Source organism: Nocardioides marmoraquaticus (genome assembly GCF_054777915.1).
Window position 1 is genome coordinate 62,940 of sequence record NZ_BAAHAA010000012.1, and the last position, 22,738, is coordinate 85,677.

Below are 22,738 nucleotides of genomic sequence, written 5' to 3' on the forward strand. Positions count from 1 at the left end.
ATACTGCCGTCATGGGTGACCTGGCGCTGGTCGCACGACGACTCGTGGTCTGGGTGCCGCTCTACCTGCTCGCCGGGGTCGCCGGTCGGCTGACGATCATCGACGGCGGCGCGATGAGCCTGGTGTGGCCCGCCGCGGGCATCGCGATGCTGTGGCTCGCCAGCGCGACCCGCCGCACCGTGGTCGTCGACGTCGTGGTCCTCGCGGCCTGCATCTTCGGTGTCAACAGCGTCACCGGCGCCCCACCGTCGCTGGCGACGGTCTTCATGGTCTCCGCCCTGGTCCAGGTCGCCGTCGTGGTCGCGCTGGTGCGCCGGCTGCGCCCCGGGCTCTTCCTCTTCGGCGGCACCGACCCGGTCAGCTCGCTGCGCGACCTCGGGTGCTTCGTCGCCGCGGCGGTGACGGGGGCCGCGGTGGGGGCGGTGCTCGGCGTGCTCGGTCTCCTGGTGGTCGGGACCGTCCCGGTCTCGCCCGCGAGCCTGGTGGTGTGGTGGGGACGCAACAGCGCCGGCACCGTGGTGCTGGGGCTGCTCGGGCTGCTGCTCCTGCACCGGGCGGCGGTCGTCACGGGGGGCGTGCCGGCGCCGCGTGCACCCGTCGTACGCCGCTCCTGGTGGGAGGTCGCGCTGCTGTGGGCGGTCACGGGGGCGCTGCTCGGGCTGGTCTTCGGCCGTGCCGACGTGCTGCCGGTCAGCTTCCTGCTGCTCTTCACGACGGTGCTGGTGGCGGTCAGGCTGGGTCCGCTGGCCGTCACGACGCACGCGCTCGCGCTGGGCGCGGGCGCGATGGTCTTCACGATCGCCGGCCGCGGGCCGTTCGCCGGCGTCGCCGACCTGCCCGAGCGCGCCCTGGTCGCGCAGCTGTTCGTCGTGATGACGGTCGTGACCGGACTGGTGCTGACCTTCAGCCGGATCGAGCGCGACGAGGCGACGGCCGGGCTCGCCGAGCTGCAGCGCGAGACCGCCGAACGCGCCCGGCTCTTCGGCACGGTGCTCGAGCACCTGCAGGAGGGCCTCAACGTCATCACGGCCGACGGACGCGTCCTGGTCACCAACCCGGCCGGCGAGCGGCTCCTCGGTCGCGACGTCGACGCGGAGCTCGACCCGGAGACGCTCGGGCGTGCCTACGGGCTCAGCGCCCTCGATGGACAGCCGCTGGCCGCGCAGGACGTGCCCTACGTCCGTGCTGTGGCCGGCGAGAGCTTCACCCAGGACTACCTCCTCAGCCGCCCGGGCGATCCCGAGACCCGCGTCCTCGAGGTGACGGGCGGCCCCCTGCCCGACACCGAGGTGGGCGAGGTCCGCCAGGCGGTGATCACCTACCGCGACGTGACCGCGCTGCGCCACGACCGCGACGCCCTCGCGACGTTCGCGGGCGTGGTCGCGCACGACCTGAAGCGGCCGCTGACGGTGATCACCGGGTGGACCGACGCGCTCGCGGAGGACCTCGCCGACGGCACCCTCGACCGCGAGGCCGGCCTGGGGATGCTCCAGCGGGTGACGGCGTCGGCCGAGCAGATGCGGAGCCTGCTCGACGACCTGCTGTACTACACCGTGGTGCGCGACGCCAAGGTCCGGCTCGAGCCCGTCGACGTCTCGGCCGTCGCCGAGGCGGCCGCCGAGGTGCTGCGCGCCGGCGAGTCCGCACCACGCATCGCCGTCGAGCCCGGTCTGGCCGCCCGTGCCGACCCGGTGCTGCTGCGGCAGGTGCTCGACAACCTGCTCGGCAACGCCGTGAAGTACGTCGGCCCGGGCGTGCGACCGCGGGTGGTCGTCGACGGCCGGGTCGAGGACGGGTGCCTGGTGCTCGGTGTCGCCGACAACGGCATCGGGGTGCCGGAGGCGCAGCGCGAGCGGGTCTTCGACACCTTCCACCGGGCCCACGGCGAGGCCTACCGCGGCACCGGCCTGGGCCTCGCCATCGTGCGCCGGGCGGTCGAGCGCTGCGGCGGCAGCGTGCGGCTCGAGGGCGCGCCGGGCGGCGGCTCCCGCTTCGAGGTGCGGCTGCCGGCGGTCGGCTGACCCCCCGGTCCCGGTGGGGCAGGTCGTGTCGACAGGGGTGCTCGGGGTACGAAGGACGTGTCGGTCGTCACACGTGACGGCCCGGGACCCGGACGGAGGACCCGTGCGCATCCAGATCGCGTCGGTGGTCGACGCCGTGGTGCTGATCTCGAGCGGTGTCGCCGCGGTCGCCGCCCTCGGCGTGCGCACGGTGCGACGTACGCCTCACGACGGGGCAGTGGTCGCCGTCACCCCCGAGGGGTAGCGTTCGCGCACACCAGGGAGGTGGGTGCGGGTGCCGGAAGCAGCTGACCAGCAGGTCGTGCCGGTCTTCTTCCTGTCCGACAGCACCGGCATCAGCGCCGAGACCATGGGCAACGCCCTGCTGCTGCAGTTCCCCGACGTGGCCTTCGACCGCACCCTCATCCCCTTCATCTCCTCCGTCGAGGACGCCCGCGCCGTCGTCGAGCAGATCGACGCCGTCGTCGACTCCGGCGTCACGCCGCTCGCCTTCACCACCGCCGCCGAGGACTCCGTGCGCGAGGAGCTGCACAAGACCAAGGCGCCGCTGATCGACTTCTTCGAGCTGCACATGGGCCCCGTCGAGGCCGCCCTCGGGCGCCGCGGCATGCGGCAGCCCGCGCGACTCCACGGCGTCGGCGACATCAAGCGCTACAACAACCGGATGGCCGCGATCGAGTTCACGATCGAGCACGACGACGGCCAGAGCCTGCGGATGCTCGACAAGGCCGACGTCGTGCTGCTCGCGCCGTCGCGCTGCGGCAAGACGCCGACCAGCATGTACCTCGCGCTGCAGCACGGCCTCTTCGTCGCCAACTACCCGCTCGTCGACGAGGACCTCGAGACCGACGAGCTGCCCGCGCCCGTGCGCGACTACGCCGAGCGGTGCTTCGGGCTGGTCACCAACGTCGACCGCCTCAGCCGCGTGCGCGGCGAGCGCCGTCCGGGCTCGCGCTACTGCTCGCCCGAGCAGTGCCGCTGGGAGCTGCGGCGCGCCGGCCAGATCTACGCGACGCACGAGATCCCCACCATCGACACCTCCTCCCGCTCGGTGGAGGAGATCTCGGCCGTGATCATCCAGCACCTCGTACGCCGCTCCGGCCGCGCACCCGTCGCCCGTCCCCGTTCCTGACACCAGCCCCGAGGAGACCCATGTCCGAGATCGCCCCGCCGAACGCCGTCCGCTGGTTCGCCGACCTGGGCATGTCCGACCTCGAGCAGGTCGGCGGCAAGAACGCCTCCCTCGGCGAGATGGTCAGCCAGCTGGCCGACCTCGGCGTCACGGTGCCGGGCGGGTTCGCGACCACCGCCGAGGCCTTCGGGCGCTTCCTCGAGGCCGGCGGCCTCGGCCAGCGCATCGTCGAGCGGATGGAGGGCCTCGACGTCGACGACACCCGCGCGCTCGCCGAGGCGGGCCGCGAGATCCGGGGCTGGATCAACGACCACGACTTCCCCGACGACCTCGAGTCGGCCGTGCGCGAGGCGTTCGAGACGCTCGTGCAGGAGTCGGCCGGCGGCGAGCAGGAGCCGTCGTTCGCCGTACGCTCCTCGGCCACCGCCGAGGACCTCCCCGACGCGTCGTTCGCCGGGCAGCAGGAGACCTTCCTCAACGTCCGCGGCATCGAGGCGGTGCTGCAGTCGATCCGCGAGGTCTACGCCTCGCTCTACAACGACCGCGCCATCAGCTACCGCGTGCACCACGGCTTCGAGCACGCCGAGGTCGGGATCTCGGCGGGCGTGCAGAAGATGGTGCGATCCGACATCGGCTCCTCCGGCGTCATGTTCACCATGGACACCGAGTCGGGCTTCCGCGACGCCGTCTTCATCACCTCGGCCTGGGGGCTCGGCGAGGGCGTCGTGCAGGGGGCGGTCAACCCCGACGAGTTCTACGTCTACAAGCAGGCCCTCGAGGCCGGGCGCCCCGCCATCCTCAAGCGCACCGTCGGCGGCAAGGCCACCAAGATGGTCTACACCGAGGACACCACCGTCGGCCGCACCACCGAGTTCGTCGACGTCGAGCCCGAGCAGAGCCGGCTGCTGAGCCTCACCGACGACGACGTCGAGGAGCTGGCCCGGCACGCGGTCACCATCGAGAAGCACTACGGGCGCCCGATGGACATCGAGTGGGGCAAGGACGGCGTCGACGGCAGGCTCTACATCCTCCAGGCGCGCCCCGAGACGGTGCAGTCGCGCAACGCGGGGGTGCTCGAGCGCTTCAAGATCGACCGCTTGGTGACCCAGGGCGCCGACGTCGTGGTGGAGGGCCGCGCCATCGGTCAGAAGATCGGCGCCGGCGCCGTCCGTGTTCTGACCTCGGTCGACCAGATGCACGAGTTCGAGCCCGGCGAGGTGCTCGTCGCCGACATGACCGACCCCGACTGGGAGCCGATCATGAAGCGCGCCTCCGCCATCGTCACCAACCGCGGCGGCCGCACCTGCCACGCCGCGATCATCGCCCGCGAGCTCGGCATCCCCGCCGTCGTCGGCACCCGGAGCGGCACGAAGGAGCTCGCCGACGGCCGCGAGGTCACCGTCTCGTGCGCCGAGGGCGACACCGGCCTGGTCTACGACGGCGTCCTCGACTTCGAGGTCGAGCGGACCGAGCTCGACTCCATGCCCGAGGTCGGCGTCAAGATCATGATGAACGTCGGCACGCCCGAGCAGGCCTTCGCCTTCTCGCGGCTCCCGCACAAGGGCGTCGGCCTGGCCCGCCTCGAGTTCATCATCAACCGCCAGATCGGCATCCACCCCCGCGCGCTGCTCGAGCTCGAGGCCGGCGGGTCGGAGATGCCCGGCGACCTGAAGGACGAGGTCGAGGAGCTGATCGCGGCGTACGACTCGCCGCGCGACTTCTTCGTCAAGCGCGTCGCCGAGGGCGTCTCGACCATCGCCGCGGCCTTCGCGCCCGAGCCCGTCATCGTGCGGATGAGCGACTTCAAGTCCAACGAGTACGCCAACCTCGTCGGCGGGCCCCGCTTCGAGCCCGACGAGGAGAACCCGATGATCGGCTACCGCGGCGCCTCGCGGTACCTCTCCGAGGACTTCGCCGAGTGCTTCGCCCTCGAGGCCGCCGCCCTGCGCCACGTGCGCGAGGAGATGGGCCTGACCAACGTCAAGATCATGATCCCGTTCGTCCGCACCGTCGCCGAGGCCGAGGGCGTCATCGCGCTCCTCGCCGAGCACGGCCTCGAGCGCGGCAAGGACGACCTGCAGGTCGTGATGATGTGCGAGGTCCCGTCCAACGCCGTGATCCCCGAGCAGTTCCTCGAGCACTTCGACGGCTTCTCCATCGGCTCCAACGACCTCACCCAGCTGACCCTGGGCGTCGACCGCGACTCCGGCCTGGTGGCGTCGTCGTTCGACGAGCGCGACCCGGCGGTCAAGGTCATGCTCGAGCGCGCCATCAAGGCGTGCCGCGACGCCGGCAAGTACGTCGGCATCTGCGGCCAGGGCCCCTCCGACCACCCCGACCTCGCCGAGTGGCTGCTCGAGCAGGGCATCGAGTCGATGAGCCTCAACCCCGACACCGTCGTCGACACCTGGCTGCGCCTCGCCAAGGTCCAGCCCGGGGGGTGAGGCCTCCTGCCGCTCCCTGAGGAGGTTGCGCAGCAACCGTCTCGAAGGGCCGTCCACCCGCCCGACCCGCCGGCCACCGCGGCGCCCCCTCCGCCGCAGGCGGAGCGGGGCCCGGGGCCTCCGGGGAGAGCGTGGATGGGACTGGCCCCCGGCTCGCGAGGGACGAGCGAGGCGGGTGGTTGCGACCCCCGGAGAGTCCCGGGCCCCGCGCAGCCGGAGGCGGAGCCCCACGCCGGGGCGGCCGGCACCACCGGACCCGCCCCTTCGTGGCTCGCTGCGCTCGCACCTCAGGGAGCGGTGGGGCGACGCGCTCGCACCTCAGGGAGCGGTGGGGCGACGCGGTCGCGCCTCAGGGAGCGGGGGGGCGACGCGGTCTCACCTCAGGGGGCGGAGAGGGCGAGCGCCTCGTCGAGGGTGACGACCTGCACCTGGGGGGCGAAGGCGCCGAGGACCTGGAGGGTGGCGGCGTGGACCTCGGCCGTGCCGCCGGCGCAGGCGTCGGCGACGAGGCGGACGCGCACGCCTGCGTCGCTGGCGGCCAGGGCCGTCGCGAGCACGCAGCACTCGGTGGCGACCCCGCACAGCACGACCGTCGACGGGTCACCCAGCGCTGAGCGGGCCCCGGTCGTCCACTTGCCCATCGTGGGGGCGTCGACGACGACCGGGTCGTGCCGCAGCACCTCGGGGACGAGCTCCCACAGGTGCTGCGAGGCGGGGTCCTGGGCGAACGGGAACGCCTCGTAGTAGTCGCGCCACGACCCCGTCGGGTCGTCGTGCGGCACGAAGCGGGTCGCGACCGCGCGGGCGCCGTACGCCCTGAGCAGCCGCTCGGTCGCGGCGCTGACCTGGGTGAACGCCGGGACGTGCCACGGGCTGTCGGGGTCGGCGAAGACCCGCTGCAGGTCGATCGCGAGGAGGCCGGTCGTCGCCACGCCCCGATCGTCGCAGATGCGCCTTGCCGCGTCGTTCATCTTTCATCTACCTCAAAAACCTCAACACCGACCTAGACACCTTGTTGAAGTTCTGTCATGGTCAACCCATCGCTCCTTTCGACCCCAGTCCTACAAACGGCCGGGGGCGGCGCACTTCCAGACAGGTAGACATCCCGATGCAGACCCTGGTGAACGTTTCTCGTCGCTCTTCCGAAGACCACCGTCGCAACCGCACGCGTGAGCTCTTCACCGCCATCCCCGAGCTCTCCCCCGTCGACCGCGAGGCCGCGGTCGACGAGGTCGTCCGGCTCAACATGCCCGTCGCCGAGCGGGTCGCGGCTCGCTTCGCCCGCCGCGGCATCCCCGAGGACGACCTGCGCCAGGTGGCCTACCTGGCCCTGACCCGCGCGGCGCAGAAGTACGACGCCGAGCGCGCCGGCAGCGACTTCCTGTCGTACGCCGTGCCGACCATGCGCGGCGAGGTCCGCAAGTACTTCCGCGACCACGGCTGGATGGTCCGCCCGACCCGTCGGGTGCAGGAGATCCAGGCCCGCGCCAACAAGTCGCGCGAGAGCCTCACCTCCGAGCTCGGTCGCACGCCCACGATCGCCGAGCTGGCCGAGCACCTCGGCGAGCCGGCCGAGGACGTCAGGGAGGCGATGGCGGCCGACGGCTGCTTCGCCCCGACCTCGCTCGACGCCCCGGTGGGCAGCGACTCCGACGAGGGCCTGTCGCCGCTGGGCACGACCCTCGGGGCCGACGACGACGGCATGCTCGCCGCCGAGGCCCGCGCCTCGGTGCAGCCGCTGCTGCGCAACCTGGCCGAGCGCGACCGCCTCATCGTGGCGCTGCGCTTCTACGAGGGCCTGACCCAGCGCGAGATCGCCGAGCGCATCGGGGTCACGCAGATGCAGGTCTCGCGGCTGCTGGCCCGCATCCTCGGCCAGATGCGCGCCTCGCTGGAGTCGTCGACCAGGACCCACACGGCGGCCTGACGCCCGGGTGCCAGACTCTGGCCCCATGAGCGACTCCACGGATGCGGGTCTCCCCGCCGGCATGGACAGCAGCGGCCCGTTCGTCGAGCACCTCGGCCTGCAGATGACCGAGGTGTCCGGCGAGCGGGTCGTCGGCACCTGGACGGCCGCGACCAGGCACCACCAGCCCTACGGGATCGTCCACGGCGGCGTGCACTGCAGCGTCGTCGAGACGCTCGCCAGCGTCGGTGCGGCCGTGTGGCTGGGCGAGCGGGGCCAGGTCGTCGGGGTCAGCAACACCACCGACTTCTACCGCGCGGTGCGCGAGGGTGACCTGACCTCGGTCGCGACGCCCGTGCACCAGGGCCGCAGCCAGCAGACCTGGGTCGTGGAGACCCACGACGAGCGCGGCAAGCTCGTCGCCCGCGGTCAGGTGCGGCTGCAGAACCTCGACAGCGTCCGGTGAGGCTCGACGCCGTCATCTGGGACATGGACGGCACGCTGGTCGACTCCGCCGCCGTGGTGCCGGCCGCCTTCGTCGAGACCGTACGCCGCCTCGGCGGACCGCCGGTCACGCCCGAGCGGGTCGTCGAGCTCTACCGCGTCGGGCGCCCGATGGAGATGCTCGGCATCATGCTGGACCGCGTCGGCACGCAGGACGACGAGGAACTCTACCACCGGGTGCTCGCCGAGTCCGGTGACGACGTCGTGGTGCACGACGGCGTCGCCGACGCGCTCGTCGCGCTCGTCGACCGGGGCCTGCGGGTCGCGGTCTTCACCGGCAACTCCCGTCCCGCCGCCGAGACGATCCTCGCGGCCACGGGCCTCCGTGACCGCTTCGAGCTGGTCGTGGGCGGCGACGAGGTCGAGCACGCCAAGCCGGCGCCTGACGGGGTGCTCGAGGCCGCCGCGCGGCTGGGCCTGCCGCCGGCCTCGTGTGCCTACGTCGGCGACTCCCCGCTCGACGTCGCCGCCGGCGCCGCGGCGGGGGCGTACGCCGTGGCGGCGGGCTGGGGCCACCTCTTCGACGCCGGGCGCGACCTCGAGCACGCCGACGCCGTCGCCCGCACCCCGGCCGAGGTCGTGGCGCTGCTGGGCTGACGCCCGGCCCGGATGGCGCGGGCGGGTGGCGTCGGGGAGGCTGGGGTCATGACGGTCGAGCTGGTGGAGGTCGGTCCGCGCGACGGGCTGCAGAACGAGGCGCGCACGCTGCCGGTCGAGACCCGGGTGCGGCTGGTCAACCGGCTGCTCGACCTGGGGGTGCGCCGCATCGAGACGGTGAGCTTCGTGCGTCCCGACCGCGTGCCCCAGATGGCCGGCGCCGAGGAGGTGATGGCCGGGCTCGACGCCACGCCGCGCGAGGGCGTGTCGTTCATCGGGCTGGTGCTCAACCGCCGCGGCGCCGAGCGTGCCGTCGAGACGTCGTGCCACGAGCTCAACATGGTGGTGCCGGTGACCGACGAGTTCGCCCGTCGCAACCAGGGCGCTCCGACGGCGGCGCTGCTCGAGCAGGCCGCTGGTGCCGTCGAGGTGGCCCGCGGCGCGGGCCGCAGGGTGACGGTGACGTTGACGGTGGCCTTCGGCTGCCCCTTCGAGGGCGAGGTGCCGCTCGACCGGGTCGCGCAGGTGGTCGACCAGGTCAGCGACCTGGGTGTCGACGAGCTCGCCATCGCCGACACCATCGGCGTCGGGGTGCCGCCGCAGGTCCTCGAGCTCGGCGCGCTCGTCGACGAGCGGGTGCCGCGGCTGCGCTTCCACTTCCACAACACCCGCAACACGGGCTACGCCAATGCCTGGGCCGCGACCAGCGTGCGTCCCGACGTGGTGCTCGACGCCTCGATCGGCGGCTTCGGCGGCTGTCCCTTCGCGCCCGCCGCGACCGGCAACATCGCGACGGAGGACCTCGCCTACCTGCTGCGTCGCGGCGGCGTGCCGATGGCCGGGCCCGCCGAGCTCGACCTGGCGGCCGCCTCCGAGGTCGCGACCTGGCTCTCGGGCGAGCTCGACAGCCCGGTGCAGGGACTGCTCGCCAGGGCCGGCGACTTCCGCGGGGAGGGGCAGGCGTGAGCAGCGAGGTGGACTCGACCGCCCAGGGGCGTGCCGGCGTCGACGGACGCTCGGCCCGCGACGTGGACGTCGAGGTGCTGCGGCAGGTGTCGCGGCGGCTGCTGTGGCTGTCGGCGGCGATCGTCGACGCGGCCAACCGGCAGCGGCCGAACCCCAGCGGGGTCAAGGTCGGCGGGCACCAGTCGTCGTCGGCCTCGATGGTCGACATCTGCACCGCGCTGTGGTTCGCCGAGCTGACGGCGCACGACCGGGTCTCGGTCAAGCCGCACGCCTCCCCGGTGCTGCACGCGGTCAACTACCTGCTCGGCGACCTCGACCCGGCGTACCTCACGACGCTGCGGCAGAAGGGTGGGCTGCAGTCCTACCCCTCGCGCACCAAGGACCCCGACACCGTCGACTTCTCGACCGGCTCGGTCGGCATCGGGGCGACGGCGGCGCTGTGGGCGGCGATGTCGCACCGCTACGTGCGCAGCCAGTTCCCCGACGCGCCGCCCGCGGGCCGCTTCGTCAGCCTGCTCGGCGACGCCGAGCTCGACGAGGGCGCGATCTGGGAGGCCGTGGCCGACCCGCAGGTGGCCTCGCTCGGCGAGCTGCTGTGGGTGGTCGACCTCAACCGGCAGAGCCTCGACCGGGTGGTGCCCGACATCCAGATCCAGCGCCTGGCCGGCATGTTCGAGGCCGCCGGCTGGCAGGTCGTCACGCTGAAGTGGGGCCGGCTCATCTCCGCGCTCTTCGACCGCCCGGGAGGCGCCGAGCTCAAGAGCCGCCTCGAGGCGATGCCCAACGAGGAGTACCAGCGGATGCTCCGCGTCGACTCCGCCGAGATCGCCGAGCGCATCATGGGCTCGACGGGGTCCGAGGAGCTGCAGGAGCTGCTGCGGTCGGTCTCGCCGGCCCACCTCGCCGCCGCCGTGCGCGACCTCGGCGGCCACGACCTCGGCCTGCTCGTCGACACCTTCGCCGACGGCGTCGACGACCACCGGCCCACCGTCGTCTTCGCCTACACCGTCAAGGGCCGCGGGCTGCCGACCGAGGGCCACCCGAACAACCACTCCGTGCTGCTCAACGAGGCGCAGATGCTCGCGCTCGCCGACGACTGCGGCACCAGCCTCGACGACCCGTGGGTCGGGTTCGACCCCGACGGCCCGGCGGGTCGGCTGTGCGCCGCCCGCGGCGAGGCGCTGCGTCGTACGCCGGTGGCGCCGACGGGCCGGCTGACGGTCCCGGTCGAGCTGGGCCACCCGCACCGCAAGCCGGTCTCGACGCAGGCGGTGCTCGGGCGGTTGCTGTCCGACCTGGTGCGCGACGCCCCCGAGGTGGCCGCGCGCACCGTGACCTGCAGCCCCGATGTCGCGTCGTCGACCAACCTCGGCGGCTGGATCAACAAGACCGGCGTGTGGTCGGTGACCGAGCGGCACGACTGGTTCGCCGACGACGCCGAGCGGGTGCTGCGCTGGGCGGAGTCGCAGAGCGGCCAGCACATCGAGCTCGGCATCGCCGAGGTCAACACCGTCGGCCTGCTCGGCGAGCTCGGCGCGACCTGGTCGCGCTGGGGCGAGCGGCTGATCCCGATCGCCACCTTCTACGACCCGTTCGTGGGGCGCGCGCTCGAGCCGTGGAGCTTCGGGATGTACGCCGGCGGCCAGTCGATCCTGGTCGGCACGCCGTCGGGGGTGACGCTCTCGCCGGAGGGCGGGGCCCACCAGTCGGTGACGACGCCGAGCATCGGGCTCGAGCAGCCCGGCTGCGTCGCGTGGGAGCCGGCCTTCGCGCAGGACCTCGAGTGGTGCTTCCTGCACGCGATGGACTCCGTCGGTCGCGAGGGCGGCCACTCGGCGTACTTCCGGCTCTCCACCCGCCCCGTCGACCCCGCGCTCGCCCGGGTGCCGGAGGACGCCACGCTGCGCGAGCGTCGCCGCCGCCATGCCGTCTCGGGCGGCTACCGCCTGACCAGCCACGACCCGGCGACCGAGCAGGTGACCCTGGTCGGGGTGGGGGCGGCGATGCCGGAGGTGCTGGCCGCGGCCGAGTGGCTGGGGGAGCAGGGCGTGGTGGCCGGCGTGGTCTGCCTGACCAGCCCCGACCTGGTGTTCCGATCCTTCCAGCAGCGCGGCTCGCGCACCGCGGGCGGCTCCGACGTGCTCGACCTGCTGCTGCCGGCGCGGCACCCGGTGCCGCTGGTGACGGTGCTCGACGGCCACCCGCACACGCTGTCGTTCCTGGCGGGCGCGCGCGGCGACCGGATCCGCTGCCTCGGCGTCAGCGAGTTCGGGCAGTCGTCCGACCTCGCCGACGCCCACGCCCTGCACGGCCTCGACGCGGGCTCGGTGGCCGGGGCGGCGCTCGACCTGCTGGGTCGCGGCTGAGCCCGTCCATCACAGGTCAGGCCGGTCGTCCGGAGCCCTCGTCGATCGGCCGGATGTTGGTCCAGCCGGTGTAGCCGCGCTCCTCGAGCAGCTCGAGGAGCCGAGCCGCGGCGGGGAAGGCAGCGACGAAGGCATCGTCGAGCAGCTGCACCAGGTCGTCGGTGAGCCACGTGTCGTCGACCGGGGTGTCGGCCACCGCCTCCTCGGCGGTGCGGCCGAGCTCGACGATGAAGCGCACCACCATGTCGGCGTACGTCGGCAACCTCGGGTCGTCGGGGCCGCAGGTGAAGAGGTCCTCGAGGTCGCGGTACAGCTGCTGCACCACCGGGTCCTCGATCTGGCGCCGCTTGACCGCCATCATCGTGCCCACCGCCTCGGGCGCTCGGGCGGCGACCAGGATCCAGCTGTCGCGCTCGACCTCGACGACGCGGGGCGACAGCCCGAGCTCGCGGACGCGCTCGAGGTAGTCGACGACCTCGGGTGGCAGCACGAGCCGCTCGCCGGACGCGAGGCGGGCGATCGCGCGCCGCTGGCGCTGTCGCTCCGCGACCTCCGCGGCGAGACGACGCTCGATCTCGTCGACCGCAGCCTCGAAGGCCTGCGTGTCGGCCCGCAGCAGCTCGTGGACGCGTCCGAGGGGCACTCCGGCCTCGGCCAGCACGCGGATCTTGACCAGCTCGACGACCGCGCCGGCGTCGTAGCGCCGGTAGCCGGAGTGGTCCTTGTCCGGCTCCGACAGCAGGCCGATCGCGTGGTAGTGGCGCACGGCCCGGGTCGTGCAGCCGGCATGGGCCGCGAGCTGTCCGATCGTCAGCACTGCCTCGTCACCACCTCTCGCGCGGGAGCCGGGCCTCGCCGCGGCTCAGGACATCTTCCGACGGTAGAGCCGGACGGCGACAGCGCACGCCACGACCAGCAGTGCCAGCAGCCACACGACCGCCACGGCCGCCTCTGACCCGGGCGAGCGTCCCGCCAGCAGGTCGCGCAGGGTGTCGACGACCGGGGTGACCGGTTGGTGCTCGGCGAAGGCGCGCAGCGGTCCCGGCATGCCGTCGGTCGGGACGAAGGCCGAGCTGACGAACGGCAGGAAGACCAGCGGGGTCGAGAACCCGGTGACGCCGTCGGCGCTGCTCGCGGTCAGGCCGGGGATCACCGCCACCCAGGTCAGCGCCAGGGTCAGCAGGAGCAGCAGCCCGGCCACGGCGAGCCACTGCCCGGCATCGGCCTCGGGCCGGAACCCGACGAGTAAGCCGACGGCGACGACGAGCACGAGCGAGACTGAGTTGGCCAGCACCGAGGTGAGCACGTGGCCCCACAGCAACGAGGTGCGCGCCACCGGCATCGAGGCGAACCGCTCGACGATGCCGCCGGACACGTCGAGGAACAGCCGGTAGGCGGTGTAGGCGATGCCCGAGGCGATGGTGACGACGAGGATGCCGGGAAGCAGGTAGTCGACGTAGCGGCCCGGTCCTGCGTCCAGTGCGCCCCCGAGGACGTAGACGAACATCAGCATCATCGCGACCGGCGTGAGCGCCGTGGTCACGATGGTGTCGGGGCTGCGCAGCACGTGACGCATCGAGCGTCCGAGCATGGCCCGCGAGTTGTCGAGGAGCAGCGACGTCGTCACGAGGTCACCCCCCGACCGACCACCGCGAGGAAGACATCCTCCAGGCTGGGGCGCTTCTCGACGTGCTCGACCCGCGCCGAGGGGAGCAGCGACCGGAGGTCGTCGAGCGTGCCCTCGGTGATCACGCGGCCCTCGTGGAGGATCGAGATCCGGTCGGCGACCTGCTCGGCCTCCTCGAGGTACTGCGTGGTGAGCAGCACCGTGGTGCCGCTCTCGGCCAGGCCGGTGACCGTGCGCCACACCTCGCGTCGCGACTGGGGGTCCAGGCCCGTCGTCGGCTCGTCGAGCAGGATGATCGCGGGGTCGCCGACCAGGCCCATCGCCAGGTCGAGCCGGCGCCGCATGCCGCCCGAGTACGTCGCAGCGCGTCGGCGACCGGCGTCGGCGAGGTCGAAGCGCTCCAGCAGGTCGTCGGCGACCCCCGCGGGGTCGTCGACCTGGCGCAGCCGGGCGACCAGGGCGAGGTTCTCCCGGCCGGTGAGGACGCCGTCGACCGCCGCCGTCTGGCCGGTGAGGCTGATGCTGCTGCGCACGGCGTGGGGGGCGGTGACGACGTCGTGGCCCCCGACCTCGGCGCTGCCGCCGTCGGGCGCCAGCAGGGTCGCGAGGATGCGGACGAGGGTGGTCTTGCCGGCGCCGTTGCTGCCGAGCAGGGCGTGGACCGTGCCGCGCGACACGGTCAGGTCGACGCCGCGGAGCACCGCGGTGTCGCCGTAGGACTTCGTCAGGCACTGCGTCCTGATCGCTGCTGAGGTGGTCATGACGACACTGTCGGAGGTTGACGCTGCGTCAAGGTCAAGCGGTCGACAGAGCTCGGCGGACTCGTCGTGGAGCCGACCGTGCTGCCGGCCGTGCTGCCGGACGGTTGGACGCCGTTCCGGCCGGGGTGCGCGCCGGCGCCGTGGCACCAGCCAGGCATGATCACGACCGTGCCCGAGCTCGTGACCGCCTCCGACGTCGACGCCGCGGCGGCGCTGCTGGTCGGCACGGTGCCGGCGACGCCGCTGGAGGACAACGCCCGGCTCACCCGCACCCACGGCGTGCGGGTGCTGCTCAAGCGCGAGGACCTGCAGCCGGTGCGTTCCTACAAGTCCCGCGGCGCCTCGTACTTCCTGGCCCGGCTCGAGCCGGAGGATCGCGAGCGCGGCGTCGTCTGCGCGAGCGCCGGCAACCACGCCCAGGGGGTCGCCTTCGCCTGCGCGGCCCTCGGCGTCAAGGCCCGGATCTACCTGCCGCGCACGACGCCGCGCCAGAAACGTGCCAGGGTCGCGGAGCTCGGGGGCGACGACGTCGACGTCGCCGTCGCCGGTGACTCCTTCGACGACGCCGCGGCGCTGGCCGCCGCGCACGCCGAGGAGACCGGCCGCGTGCTGGTGCCGCCCTTCGACCACCCGGCCACCGTCGCGGGCCAGGGCACCGCGATCCGCGAGGCGCTCGACCAGCTCGGCGCCGAGCCCGACGTGATCGTCGTGCCCGTCGGCGGCGGGGGCCTGGTCGCGGGAACGCTGGCCTGGGTGCGCGAGCGCTGCCCCGACGTGCGGGTCGTCGGCGCCGAGCCGACCGGCGCCGCCTCCATGGGTGCGGCGCTCGAGGTGGGTGCCCCGGTGACGCTCGGCGAGGTCGACCCCTTCGTCGACGGTGCCGCCGTACGCCGCGTCGGCGACCTGACCTTCGCCCACGTGCGCGACGCCGGCATCGAGGTCGTCGCGGTCGACGAGGGCGCGATCTGCACCGAGATGCTCGAGCTCTACCAGTCCGACGGCATCGTCGCCGAGCCCGCCGGCGCGCTCGCCACGGCGGCCCTGCACCAGCTCGACCTCGAGCCCGGCAGCACCGTGCTGTGCGTGCTCTCCGGCGGCAACAACGACGTCAGCCGGTACGCCGAGATCGTCGAGCGGTCGCTGGTGCACACCGGCCTCAAGCACTACTTCCTCGTCGACTTCCCGCAGGAGCCGGGCGCCCTGCGCGCCTTCCTCGACGACGTGCTCGGCCCCGACGACGACATCACGCTCTTCGAGTACGTCAAGCGCAACAACCGCGAGACCGGCCCCGCCCTGGTCGGCCTCGAGCTCTCCAGCCCCGCCGACCTCGAGCCGCTGCTCGAGCGCATCGCCGCCTCCCCGGCCCGGATCGACCGGCTCCCGCCCGACTCCCCGCTGACCCGCTACCTCACCTGAGGCGCCGGGGTGACCAGGCTCGCACTCGCCTACCCGTCGGTCGCTCACTAACCTGTCACCCGCGGGTGCCGACGACGTCGCCTGAGGTCCGTGCTGCCCACCCTCCGGGAGGCCCCCATGTCCGAGGCACCCCTGCCGTCCGACGCCGAGGCGCCGCTGCGCCGCGACATCCGGCTCGTCACGTCGATGCTCGGCGAGACCCTGACCCGCACCCACGGCCAGGACCTGCTCGACCTGGTCGAGGAGGTGCGGCTGGCCGCCAAGGACGACTCGCTCGAGCTCGCCGAGCTCGACCTCGAGACGGCCACGACGCTCGCGCGGGCGTTCGCGGCGTACTTCCACCTCGCCAACGTCACCGAGCAGCAGCACCGCGGCCGCACCCTGGCCGCTGCCCGCGAGGAGCACGGCGGGCCGCTGGCCGGGGCGCTGCGGCGGGTGCGCGAGCGCGGCGTCGCGCCCGACGACGTGCAGCAGACGGTGGCCCAGGTGGCCGTGCGCTCGGTCTTCACCGCCCACCCCACGGAGGTGCAGCGGCGTACGACGCTCGACAAGCTGCGGGCGGTCGCCGCGCTGCTCGACGAGCCGGAGTCGCCGCGGCGCACCCGCGCGCTCGAGGGCGCCGTCGACCTGCTGTGGCAGACCGACGAGCTGCGGGTCGACCGGCCCGACCCGGTCGACGAGGCCCGCAACGGCGTCTACTACCTCGAGGGGCTCACCACCGCGGCGGTGCTCGACGTGCTCGACGAGCTGGCCGACCGGCTCGAGGAGTACGACGCCGACCACCCGGTCCGGCTGCCGCTCGACACCCGACCGCTGCGCTTCGGCACCTGGATGGGCGGCGACCGGGACGGCAACCCCAACGTCACCCCCGAGACCACCCGCGAGGTGCTGCGGCTGCAGGCCCAGCACGGCATCGCGGTGATCCGCCGCAAGATCGACGCGCTGCGGCGCACGCTGTCGGTCAGCGTGCGGCTGACCACGGTCTCCGAGGAGCTGCTCGCCCGCACCGAGGAGATGCTCGGCGGCCTGCCCGAGGTCGAGCCGCGCTACCGCCGGCTCAACGTCGAGGAGCCCTACCGCCTCTTCCTGACCTGCGTCGACGTGCGGCTCAAGCTCACCGCCGAGCGCATCGCGGCGGGCGCCCCCCACCGGCCCGGACGCGACTACCGCGACGACGCGGCCGTGCTGGCCGACCTCGAGCTGCTGCACCGCTCGGTGCTCGAGCACCAGGGCGCGCTGCTGGCCGGCGGTGAGCTGGAGCGGCTGGTGCGCACCGTCGCCTCCACCGGCCTGACGCTGGCCACGCTCGACGTGCGCGAGCACGCCGAGAAGCACCACCACGCCGTCGGTCAGCTGCTCGACCGGGTGCGCGGGAAGGGCGCGACGCCGTACGCCGAGCTCGACCAGCCCGAGCGCACCAAGGTGCTCTCCGACGAGCTCGCCGTGCACCGGCCCCTGTCGATGCAGCCGCCGCCGGTCGACGGCGACGGCCGCCGCACCGCCGAGGTGTTCGCGGTGGTGCGCGAGGCGCTCGAGACCTACGGCGAGCGCGTCGTCGAGAGCTACATCATCTCGATGACGACCGACGCCGACGACGTGCTCGCCGCCGTCGTGCTGGCCCGCGAGGCCGGCCTGGTCGACCTCGCCGAGGGCGTCGCGCGCATCGGCTTCGTGCCGCTGCTCGAGACCGTCGAGGAGCTCGAGCGCGCCGAGCCCATCCTCGAGGGCCTGTTCGCCGACCCGTCGTACCGCGCGCTGCTCGCCGCCCGCGGCGACGTGCAGGAGGTCATGCTCGGCTACTCCGACTCCAACAAGTCCGGCGGCATCGCCACCTCGCAGTGGCAGATCCAGCGGGCGCAGCGCCGCGCCCGCGACGTCGCCCAGCGCTTCGGCGTGCGGCTGCGGTTCTTCCACGGCCGCGGCGGCTCGGTCGGGCGCGGCGGCGGGCCGACGTACGACGCGATCATGGCGCTGCCCTTCGGCACCGTCGACGGCGAGGTCAAGCTGACCGAGCAGGGCGAGGTGATCAGCGACAAGTACGCCCTGCCCGTGCTCGCCCGGGAGAACCTCGAGCTGCTCGTCGCCGCCACCCTCGAGGCCAGCCTGCTGCACCGCACCGACCGCCGCACGCCGGAGCAGGCGGAGCGCTGGGACGGGCTGATGGACGCCCTCTCCGGCGCCGCGCACACCCGCTACCGCGCGCTCGTCGACCGCGACGACCTGCCGGCGTACTTCCTCGCCTGCACGCCCGTCGACCTGCTCGGCTCGATGCACATCGGCTCGCGGCCCTCGAAGCGGCCCGCGCAGGACGGCGGCCTCGACGGCCTCCGCGCGATCCCGTGGGTCTTCGGCTGGACGCAGTCGCGGCAGATCGTGCCGGGGTGGTTCGGTGTCGGCAGCGGCCTCGCAGCCGTGGGGGAGGCCGGTCGCGAGGAGCTGCGGGCGATGTACGCCGGCTGGCCGTTCTTCCGCACCTTCCTCGACAACGTCGCGATGACGTTGTTCAAGGCCGACATGGACGTCGCCGAGCGGTACGTCGCCGCGCTCGCGCCCGAGGGCACCGGCGAGATCTTCGCGACCATCCGCGAGGAGTACGACCTCACCGTCGCCCAGGTGCTCGCCGTCACCGGCGACGCCGAGCTGCTCGAGCGCGAGCCGGTGCTGCGGCAGACGCTCGAGGTGCGCGAGAACTACCTCGAGCCGCTCCACCTGCTCCAGGTGCAGCTGCTGCGCCGGCTGCGGGCCGGCGAGGAGGGCGACGACCTCCAGCGCGCGCTCCTGCTCACCGTCAACGGGATCGCCGCGGGGATGCGCAACACGGGCTGATCCTGCGTGGCGAACGGGGTGACCTCCCGCTCCTTGAGGTGCCAGCGGGGCGACCTCCCGCCGCCTTGAGGTGCGAGCGGGGCGACCTCCCGCCGCCTTGAGGTGCGAGCGCGGCGACCTCCCGCTCCTCGAGGTGCGAGCGGGGCGTCCTCCCGCTCCTTGGGGTGCGAGCGGGGCGACCTCCCGCCGCCTTGAGGTGCGAGCGCGGCGAGCCACGAAGGGGCGGCGTCGTCCAGGCGGCTGGCGTTGTTGCCGCGGATCTCGGCCATCGGGCGGACCGGATCCGCGGCCGTGGCTCCGCCCCTTCGTGACGCCCGCTCGTCCCTCGCGGGCTCCTCAGGGAGCGGGGTGTGGCCCGCTCCCTGAGGTGCGAGCGGAGCGAGCCACGAAGGGGCGGCGTGGTCGGACGGAGCAGTGGATCGCCCCTTCGTGACGCCCGCTCGTCCCTCGCGGGCTCCTCGGGGAGCGGCTGCGACGAGCCTCGAGACCCGGTGGGGGCTACGAGAGCTCGAGCTCCGGGGGGACGTCCTCCTGGAAGACCATGGGCTCGGGGACGCCGGCGGTGATCTTGGTGCCGTCGGCGCGGGTGCCGCCGAGGTGGGGGCGGTCGCCGAGCAGGCCGGGCAGGCGCAGGCCCTGACTGTCGAGGGGCACGGTGACCGGCTCGCCGAGGCGCACGTGGTGCAGGTCGCCGCGCACCCGTACGTGCACGGCGTCCTCGCCCTTCTCGGTGACGGTGAAGGTGATCTGCTCCTGGGTGAGCTCGACGGTGATGCGCGAGCCGCGCCAGGCGAGCCGGAAGCGCAGCAGCGGCCACTCGGCGGGCAGGCGGGGGTCGAAGCAGAGCCGACCCTCCCGGTCGCTCATGCCGGCGAACCCGAAGGTCAGCGCGCTCCACACGCCGCCGGCGCTGGCGATGTGCATGCCGTCGACGGTGTTGCCGTGCAGGTCGCCGAGGTCGACGAAGAGCGCCTGGCGGAAGTAGTCGAGGGCGAGCTCGTGGTAGCCGACCTCGGCCGCCATGATCGACTGCACGACCGCGGAGAGCGTGGAGTCGCCGGTGGTGATGGGGTCGTAGTACTCGAAGTTGGCGCGCTTCTGCTCCGGCGTGAAGCGGTCGCTCTGCAGGAACATCGCGAGCACGACGTCGGCCTGCTTGAGCACCTGGAACCGGTAGATCACCAGCGGGTGGTAGTGCAGCATCAGCGGCCGCAGCTCGTGCGGCGTGCGGGAGAGGTCCCACACCTCGCGGTCGAGGAAGAAGTCGTCCTGCGGGTGGATGCCGAGGCCCTCGTCGAAGGGCACGGTCATGCCGGTCGCGCACCGCTCCCAGCTCTCCACCTCGCCGGGCAGCAGCCCGAGGCGGTGGGTGAGCTTGCTGTAGTCGCGGGGCTGGTCGCGCTCGATGCGGCGGCACACCAGGGCGGCGCGCTCGAGGTTGAAGCGGGCCATGAGGTTGGTGAACAGATTGTTGTTCACCACGGTGGTGTACTCGTCGGGCCCGGTGACACCGTGGATGTGGAACGTTGGGTCGCCGCCATTGGTGCGCCAGAAGCCGAGCTCGGCCCACATCCGAGCGGTCTCGACGAGCAGGTCGACCCCGTCGCGCACGAGGAAGCCGACGTCGTTGGTGGCGCCGACGTACTGCATCAGCGCGTAGGCGATGTCGGCGTCGATGTGCATCTGGGCGGAGCCGGCGGCGTAGTAGGCCGACGCCTCCTCGCCGTTGATGGTGCGCCAGGGGAACAGCGCGCCGCTCTGGGCCATCTCGCGGGCGCGGGTGCGGGCGGCGGGCAGCATCCGGGTGCGGAAGTGCAGCAGGTTGCGGGCCACCTGCGGCTGGGTGAAGCACAGGAACGGGACGACGTAGATCTCGGTGTCCCAGAAGTAGTGGCCCTCGTAGCCCGACCCGGTGACGCCCTTGGCCGGCACGCCCTGGCGGTCGGCGCGGGCGCTGGCCTGCGCGAGGGTGAACAGGTTGAAGCGGATCGCCTGCTGCAGCACGTCGTCGTGCTCGACCTCGACGTCGCTGTCGGCCCAGAACGCGTCGTACCAGGCGCGCTGCTCGTCGTGGTACGTCGCGAACGCGTGCTTGCCGACCCGGTCGAGGGTGCGCTCGCAGCGGTCGGCGAGCTCGCGCACGGGCACGCCGCGCGAGGTGTGGTAAGTGACGGCCTTCTCGAGCCGCAGCGTGCGGCCCTCGGTGGCCTCGATGCGGAAGACGGTCTTGGTGAGGTCCTGCTCCTCGCGCACCACGACCTCGACGTCGTCGTCGGTGTGCAGCCGGTGGTCGCAGGCGACGGCGATCGTCATGTGCGAGCGGGCGCACTGGTAACCGAGCAGCGAGCGGCGCTCGTCGGCCTGGTGGCGCCGCGGCAGCAGCACCCGCTCGTCGAAGGCGGCGGCCTTGCGCGGGTCGGTGCCCTCGCCCATCGCCTCGTACGGCGTGTGGTACTCGTCCTGCCCGTCCTGCCGGTTGAGCAGCTGCGAGGAGATCACCACGGGGGCGTCGCCCTCGAGCATGGTGACCTCGAGGGTGAGCAGCGCGAGGTGGCGCTGCGTCATCGACACCATGCGGGTCGACTCGACCTGCACCCGCTTGCCCGACGGGGTCAGCCAGACCAGCCGGCGGCGCAGGATGCCCTCGCGGAAGTCGAGCACGCGCTCGTAGTCGAGGAGGTCGGCGGTGCCGAGGATCAGTGGCTCGTCGTCGACGTAGACCTTCATCAGCTTGGCGTCGGGGACGTTGACGATGGTCTGCCCGGTGCGCGCGAAGCCGAACGCGGCCTCGGCGTGACGGATCGGCCAGGTCTCGTGGAAGCCGTTGACGAAGGTCCCGTGCGCGATCGCGTCGCGCCCCTCCTCGGGGTTGGCGCGCATGCCGAGGTAGCCGTTGCCGACCGAGAAGAGGGTCTCGGTGGTGCCGAGGTCGTCGGGCCGGTACGACGTCTCGACCAGCCGCCACGGGTCGGCCGGGAAGCGTCCCCGGTCGAGCGGGTCGACGACCGAGCCGCGGCGGTTCACGCGGGGGGCTCGCTGGTCTCGACAGGCTCGACCAACGGCACGAGGTCGGCGAGGTCGGGCACGACCAGGTCGGCGCCGGCGTCGGTCAGCGTCTGCTCGCCGGCGCCCCGGTCGACGCCCACGACCAGCGCGAAGTCGCCCGCCCGGCCCGCCCGCACGCCCGAGACGGCGTCCTCGAGCACGACGGCACCGGCGGCGGTGGTGCCGAGGACCTCGGCGGCGCGCACGAAGGTGTCGGGGGCCGGCTTGCCGGGCAGGCCCTCGGCCTTCGCCACGGCCCCGTCGACCACGGTGCGGAACCGGTCGGCGAGGCCGGCGGCCTCGAGCACGGCCGGCGCGTTGGCGCTCGACGACACCACGGCCAGCGGCAGGCCGAGGTCGCGCAGGTGGTCGAGCAGCGCGACCGAGCCGGGGTAGGCCTCGACGCCGTCGCGCTCGAGCACCTCGTTGAAGGCGTCGTTCTTGCGGTTGCCGAGCCCCTTGACCGTCGGCTGGTCGCCGGAGTCGGCGTCGTCGCCCTCCGGCAGGTCGATGCCGCGCGAGCCGAGGAAGTCGCGGACGCCGTCGTAGCGGGGCTTGCCGTCGACGTGCGCGAAGTAGTCGGCATCGGTGTACGGCGCACGGTCACCGCCGCCGTCGGCGGAGTCCGACAAGAACTCGTTGAACATCTCCGACCAGGCGCGCATGTGCACCTCGGCGGTCGGCGTGACGACGCCGTCGAGGTCGAAGAGCACGGCCTCGTAGGACGACCAGTCGACCCGGTTGCTCGAGTGTCCACTCACGGGTCACCAGCCTAGAGGCCGCACGTGTCGGGCGTGTGTCAACCCGTCCGGCGGGCGTGCTCGTCGTCGGCGTCGGTCTCCGCGGGCCGGGCGGCCAGGTCGAGCGCCGACTCGAGCGCCGGGTCGCAGCGGCGTACGACGAGCAGCGTCACGCCCGGCTCGGCGGGGTCGGGCGTGATCTCGGCCCGGAGCTCGACCAGCTCGAGGGTGCCGTCGAAGGCGTTCCACGTGACCTCCGAGCCGAAGCCGGAGATGCCGGTGAGCTGGTCGCCCTCGGCGTGAAGCCGTGCCGTGAGTGCGGCCAGCACCGCCGCCGGCGAGGCGGCGAGGCGGGCCTGGACGAGGCGCTCGGGCATGGGCGTGCTC

At 73.3% G+C, this 22,738-nt stretch carries 18 protein-coding genes; 11 read left to right on the plus strand and 7 right to left on the minus strand.

From position 1 onward, the window contains the following. The first annotated feature begins 11 nt into the window (after positions 1–11). The 4 genes from ACYU8I_RS10885 (at position 12) to ppsA (ending at position 5,597) form a co-directional block, all read left to right on the plus strand. Positions 12–2,021 (plus strand): ATP-binding protein, encoded by a 2,010-nt coding sequence (locus ACYU8I_RS10885; protein WP_460840542.1) that lies wholly within the window; start codon positions 12–14, stop codon positions 2,019–2,021. A 103-nt stretch (positions 2,022–2,124) separates the two neighbouring features. After that, positions 2,125–2,265: a hypothetical protein gene (locus ACYU8I_RS10890; protein WP_460840544.1), complete on the plus strand. Its 141-nt coding sequence runs from the start codon at positions 2,125–2,127 to the stop codon at positions 2,263–2,265. 30 nt (positions 2,266–2,295) lie between these two features. After that, positions 2,296–3,153, plus strand: coding sequence for a pyruvate, water dikinase regulatory protein (locus ACYU8I_RS10895; protein WP_460840545.1), 858 nt, complete (start codon positions 2,296–2,298; stop codon positions 3,151–3,153). Positions 3,154–3,173: 20 nt separating this feature from the next. Continuing rightward, positions 3,174–5,597 carry a phosphoenolpyruvate synthase gene (gene ppsA, locus ACYU8I_RS10900; protein WP_460840547.1) on the plus strand — a complete coding sequence of 808 codons (2,424 nt, stop codon included), beginning with the start codon at positions 3,174–3,176 and terminating at the stop codon, positions 5,595–5,597. Between the two features lie 380 nt (positions 5,598–5,977). On the opposite strand, the gene ACYU8I_RS10905 is transcribed toward ppsA, so the two are convergent. Further along, complete coding sequence (locus tag ACYU8I_RS10905; RefSeq protein WP_460840549.1) at positions 5,978–6,529, minus strand: cysteine hydrolase family protein; 552 nt, start codon at positions 6,527–6,529, stop codon at positions 5,978–5,980. Positions 6,530–6,705: 176 nt separating this feature from the next. Here ACYU8I_RS10905 and ACYU8I_RS10910 point away from each other — a divergent pair, with 176 nt between their 5' ends. From ACYU8I_RS10910 to ACYU8I_RS10930, 5 genes are read left to right on the plus strand one after another with little or no spacing between them, the layout of a single operon-like run. Beyond that, a complete protein-coding gene (locus ACYU8I_RS10910; protein ID WP_460840551.1) occupies positions 6,706–7,524 on the plus strand; it encodes a sigma-70 family RNA polymerase sigma factor in 819 nt (272 codons plus the stop codon). A 25-nt stretch (positions 7,525–7,549) separates the two neighbouring features. Then, positions 7,550–7,969, plus strand: a complete 420-nt coding sequence (locus tag ACYU8I_RS10915; protein WP_460840554.1) for a PaaI family thioesterase — start codon at positions 7,550–7,552, stop codon at positions 7,967–7,969. Then, a complete protein-coding gene (locus ACYU8I_RS10920; protein WP_460840556.1) occupies positions 7,966–8,604 on the plus strand; it encodes an HAD family hydrolase in 639 nt (212 codons plus the stop codon). The genes ACYU8I_RS10915 and ACYU8I_RS10920 overlap by 4 nt, the downstream gene beginning before the upstream one ends. Before the next feature lie 48 nt (positions 8,605–8,652). Next, positions 8,653–9,570 (plus strand): hydroxymethylglutaryl-CoA lyase, encoded by a 918-nt coding sequence (locus ACYU8I_RS10925; protein WP_460840558.1) that lies wholly within the window; start codon positions 8,653–8,655, stop codon positions 9,568–9,570. Further along, on the plus strand, positions 9,567–11,936 hold the full coding sequence (locus ACYU8I_RS10930) for a transketolase-like TK C-terminal-containing protein (protein ID WP_460840560.1): 2,370 nt from the start codon (positions 9,567–9,569) through the stop codon (positions 11,934–11,936). The genes ACYU8I_RS10925 and ACYU8I_RS10930 overlap by 4 nt, the downstream gene beginning before the upstream one ends. Positions 11,937–11,952: 16 nt before the next feature. Here ACYU8I_RS10930 and ACYU8I_RS10935 read toward each other — a convergent pair whose 3' ends face one another. From ACYU8I_RS10935 to ACYU8I_RS10945, 3 genes are read right to left on the minus strand one after another with little or no spacing between them, the layout of a single operon-like run. Beyond that, positions 11,953–12,753, minus strand: a complete 801-nt coding sequence (locus ACYU8I_RS10935) for a MerR family transcriptional regulator (protein WP_460840563.1) — start codon at positions 12,751–12,753, stop codon at positions 11,953–11,955. 45 nt (positions 12,754–12,798) lie between these two features. Continuing rightward, the gene (locus ACYU8I_RS10940) at positions 12,799–13,563 is read right to left on the minus strand and encodes an ABC transporter permease (RefSeq protein WP_460840565.1); all 765 of its coding nucleotides are present in this window, start codon (positions 13,561–13,563) and stop codon (positions 12,799–12,801) included. Further along, a complete protein-coding gene (locus ACYU8I_RS10945; RefSeq protein ID WP_460840567.1) occupies positions 13,560–14,324 on the minus strand; it encodes an ABC transporter ATP-binding protein in 765 nt (254 codons plus the stop codon). Before ACYU8I_RS10945 ends, ACYU8I_RS10940 begins: the two co-directional genes overlap by 4 nt. A gap of 156 nt (positions 14,325–14,480) precedes the next feature. Between ACYU8I_RS10945 and ilvA the strand changes: the two genes are divergently transcribed. Both ilvA and ppc read left to right on the plus strand, forming a co-directional pair. After that, positions 14,481–15,740 (plus strand): threonine ammonia-lyase IlvA, encoded by a 1,260-nt coding sequence (gene ilvA / locus ACYU8I_RS10950; RefSeq protein WP_460840569.1) that lies wholly within the window; start codon positions 14,481–14,483, stop codon positions 15,738–15,740. Positions 15,741–15,857: 117 nt separating this feature from the next. Then, on the plus strand, positions 15,858–18,566 hold the full coding sequence (gene ppc / locus ACYU8I_RS10955; RefSeq protein ID WP_460840570.1) for a phosphoenolpyruvate carboxylase: 2,709 nt from the start codon (positions 15,858–15,860) through the stop codon (positions 18,564–18,566). Positions 18,567–19,064: 498 nt separating this feature from the next. Here ppc and ACYU8I_RS10960 read toward each other — a convergent pair whose 3' ends face one another. Genes ACYU8I_RS10960 through ACYU8I_RS10970 form a run of 3 tightly spaced genes read right to left on the minus strand, consistent with a single transcriptional unit; the run spans position 19,065 to position 22,728 of the window. After that, positions 19,065–21,590: a glycoside hydrolase family 65 protein gene (locus tag ACYU8I_RS10960; protein ID WP_460840572.1), complete on the minus strand. Its 2,526-nt coding sequence runs from the start codon at positions 21,588–21,590 to the stop codon at positions 19,065–19,067. Further along, positions 21,587–22,372: an HAD family hydrolase gene (locus ACYU8I_RS10965; protein WP_460840574.1), complete on the minus strand. Its 786-nt coding sequence runs from the start codon at positions 22,370–22,372 to the stop codon at positions 21,587–21,589. Before ACYU8I_RS10965 ends, ACYU8I_RS10960 begins: the two co-directional genes overlap by 4 nt. A gap of 38 nt (positions 22,373–22,410) precedes the next feature. After that, on the minus strand, positions 22,411–22,728 hold the full coding sequence (locus tag ACYU8I_RS10970) for a hypothetical protein (RefSeq protein WP_460840576.1): 318 nt from the start codon (positions 22,726–22,728) through the stop codon (positions 22,411–22,413). Positions 22,729–22,738: the final 10 nt, after the last annotated feature.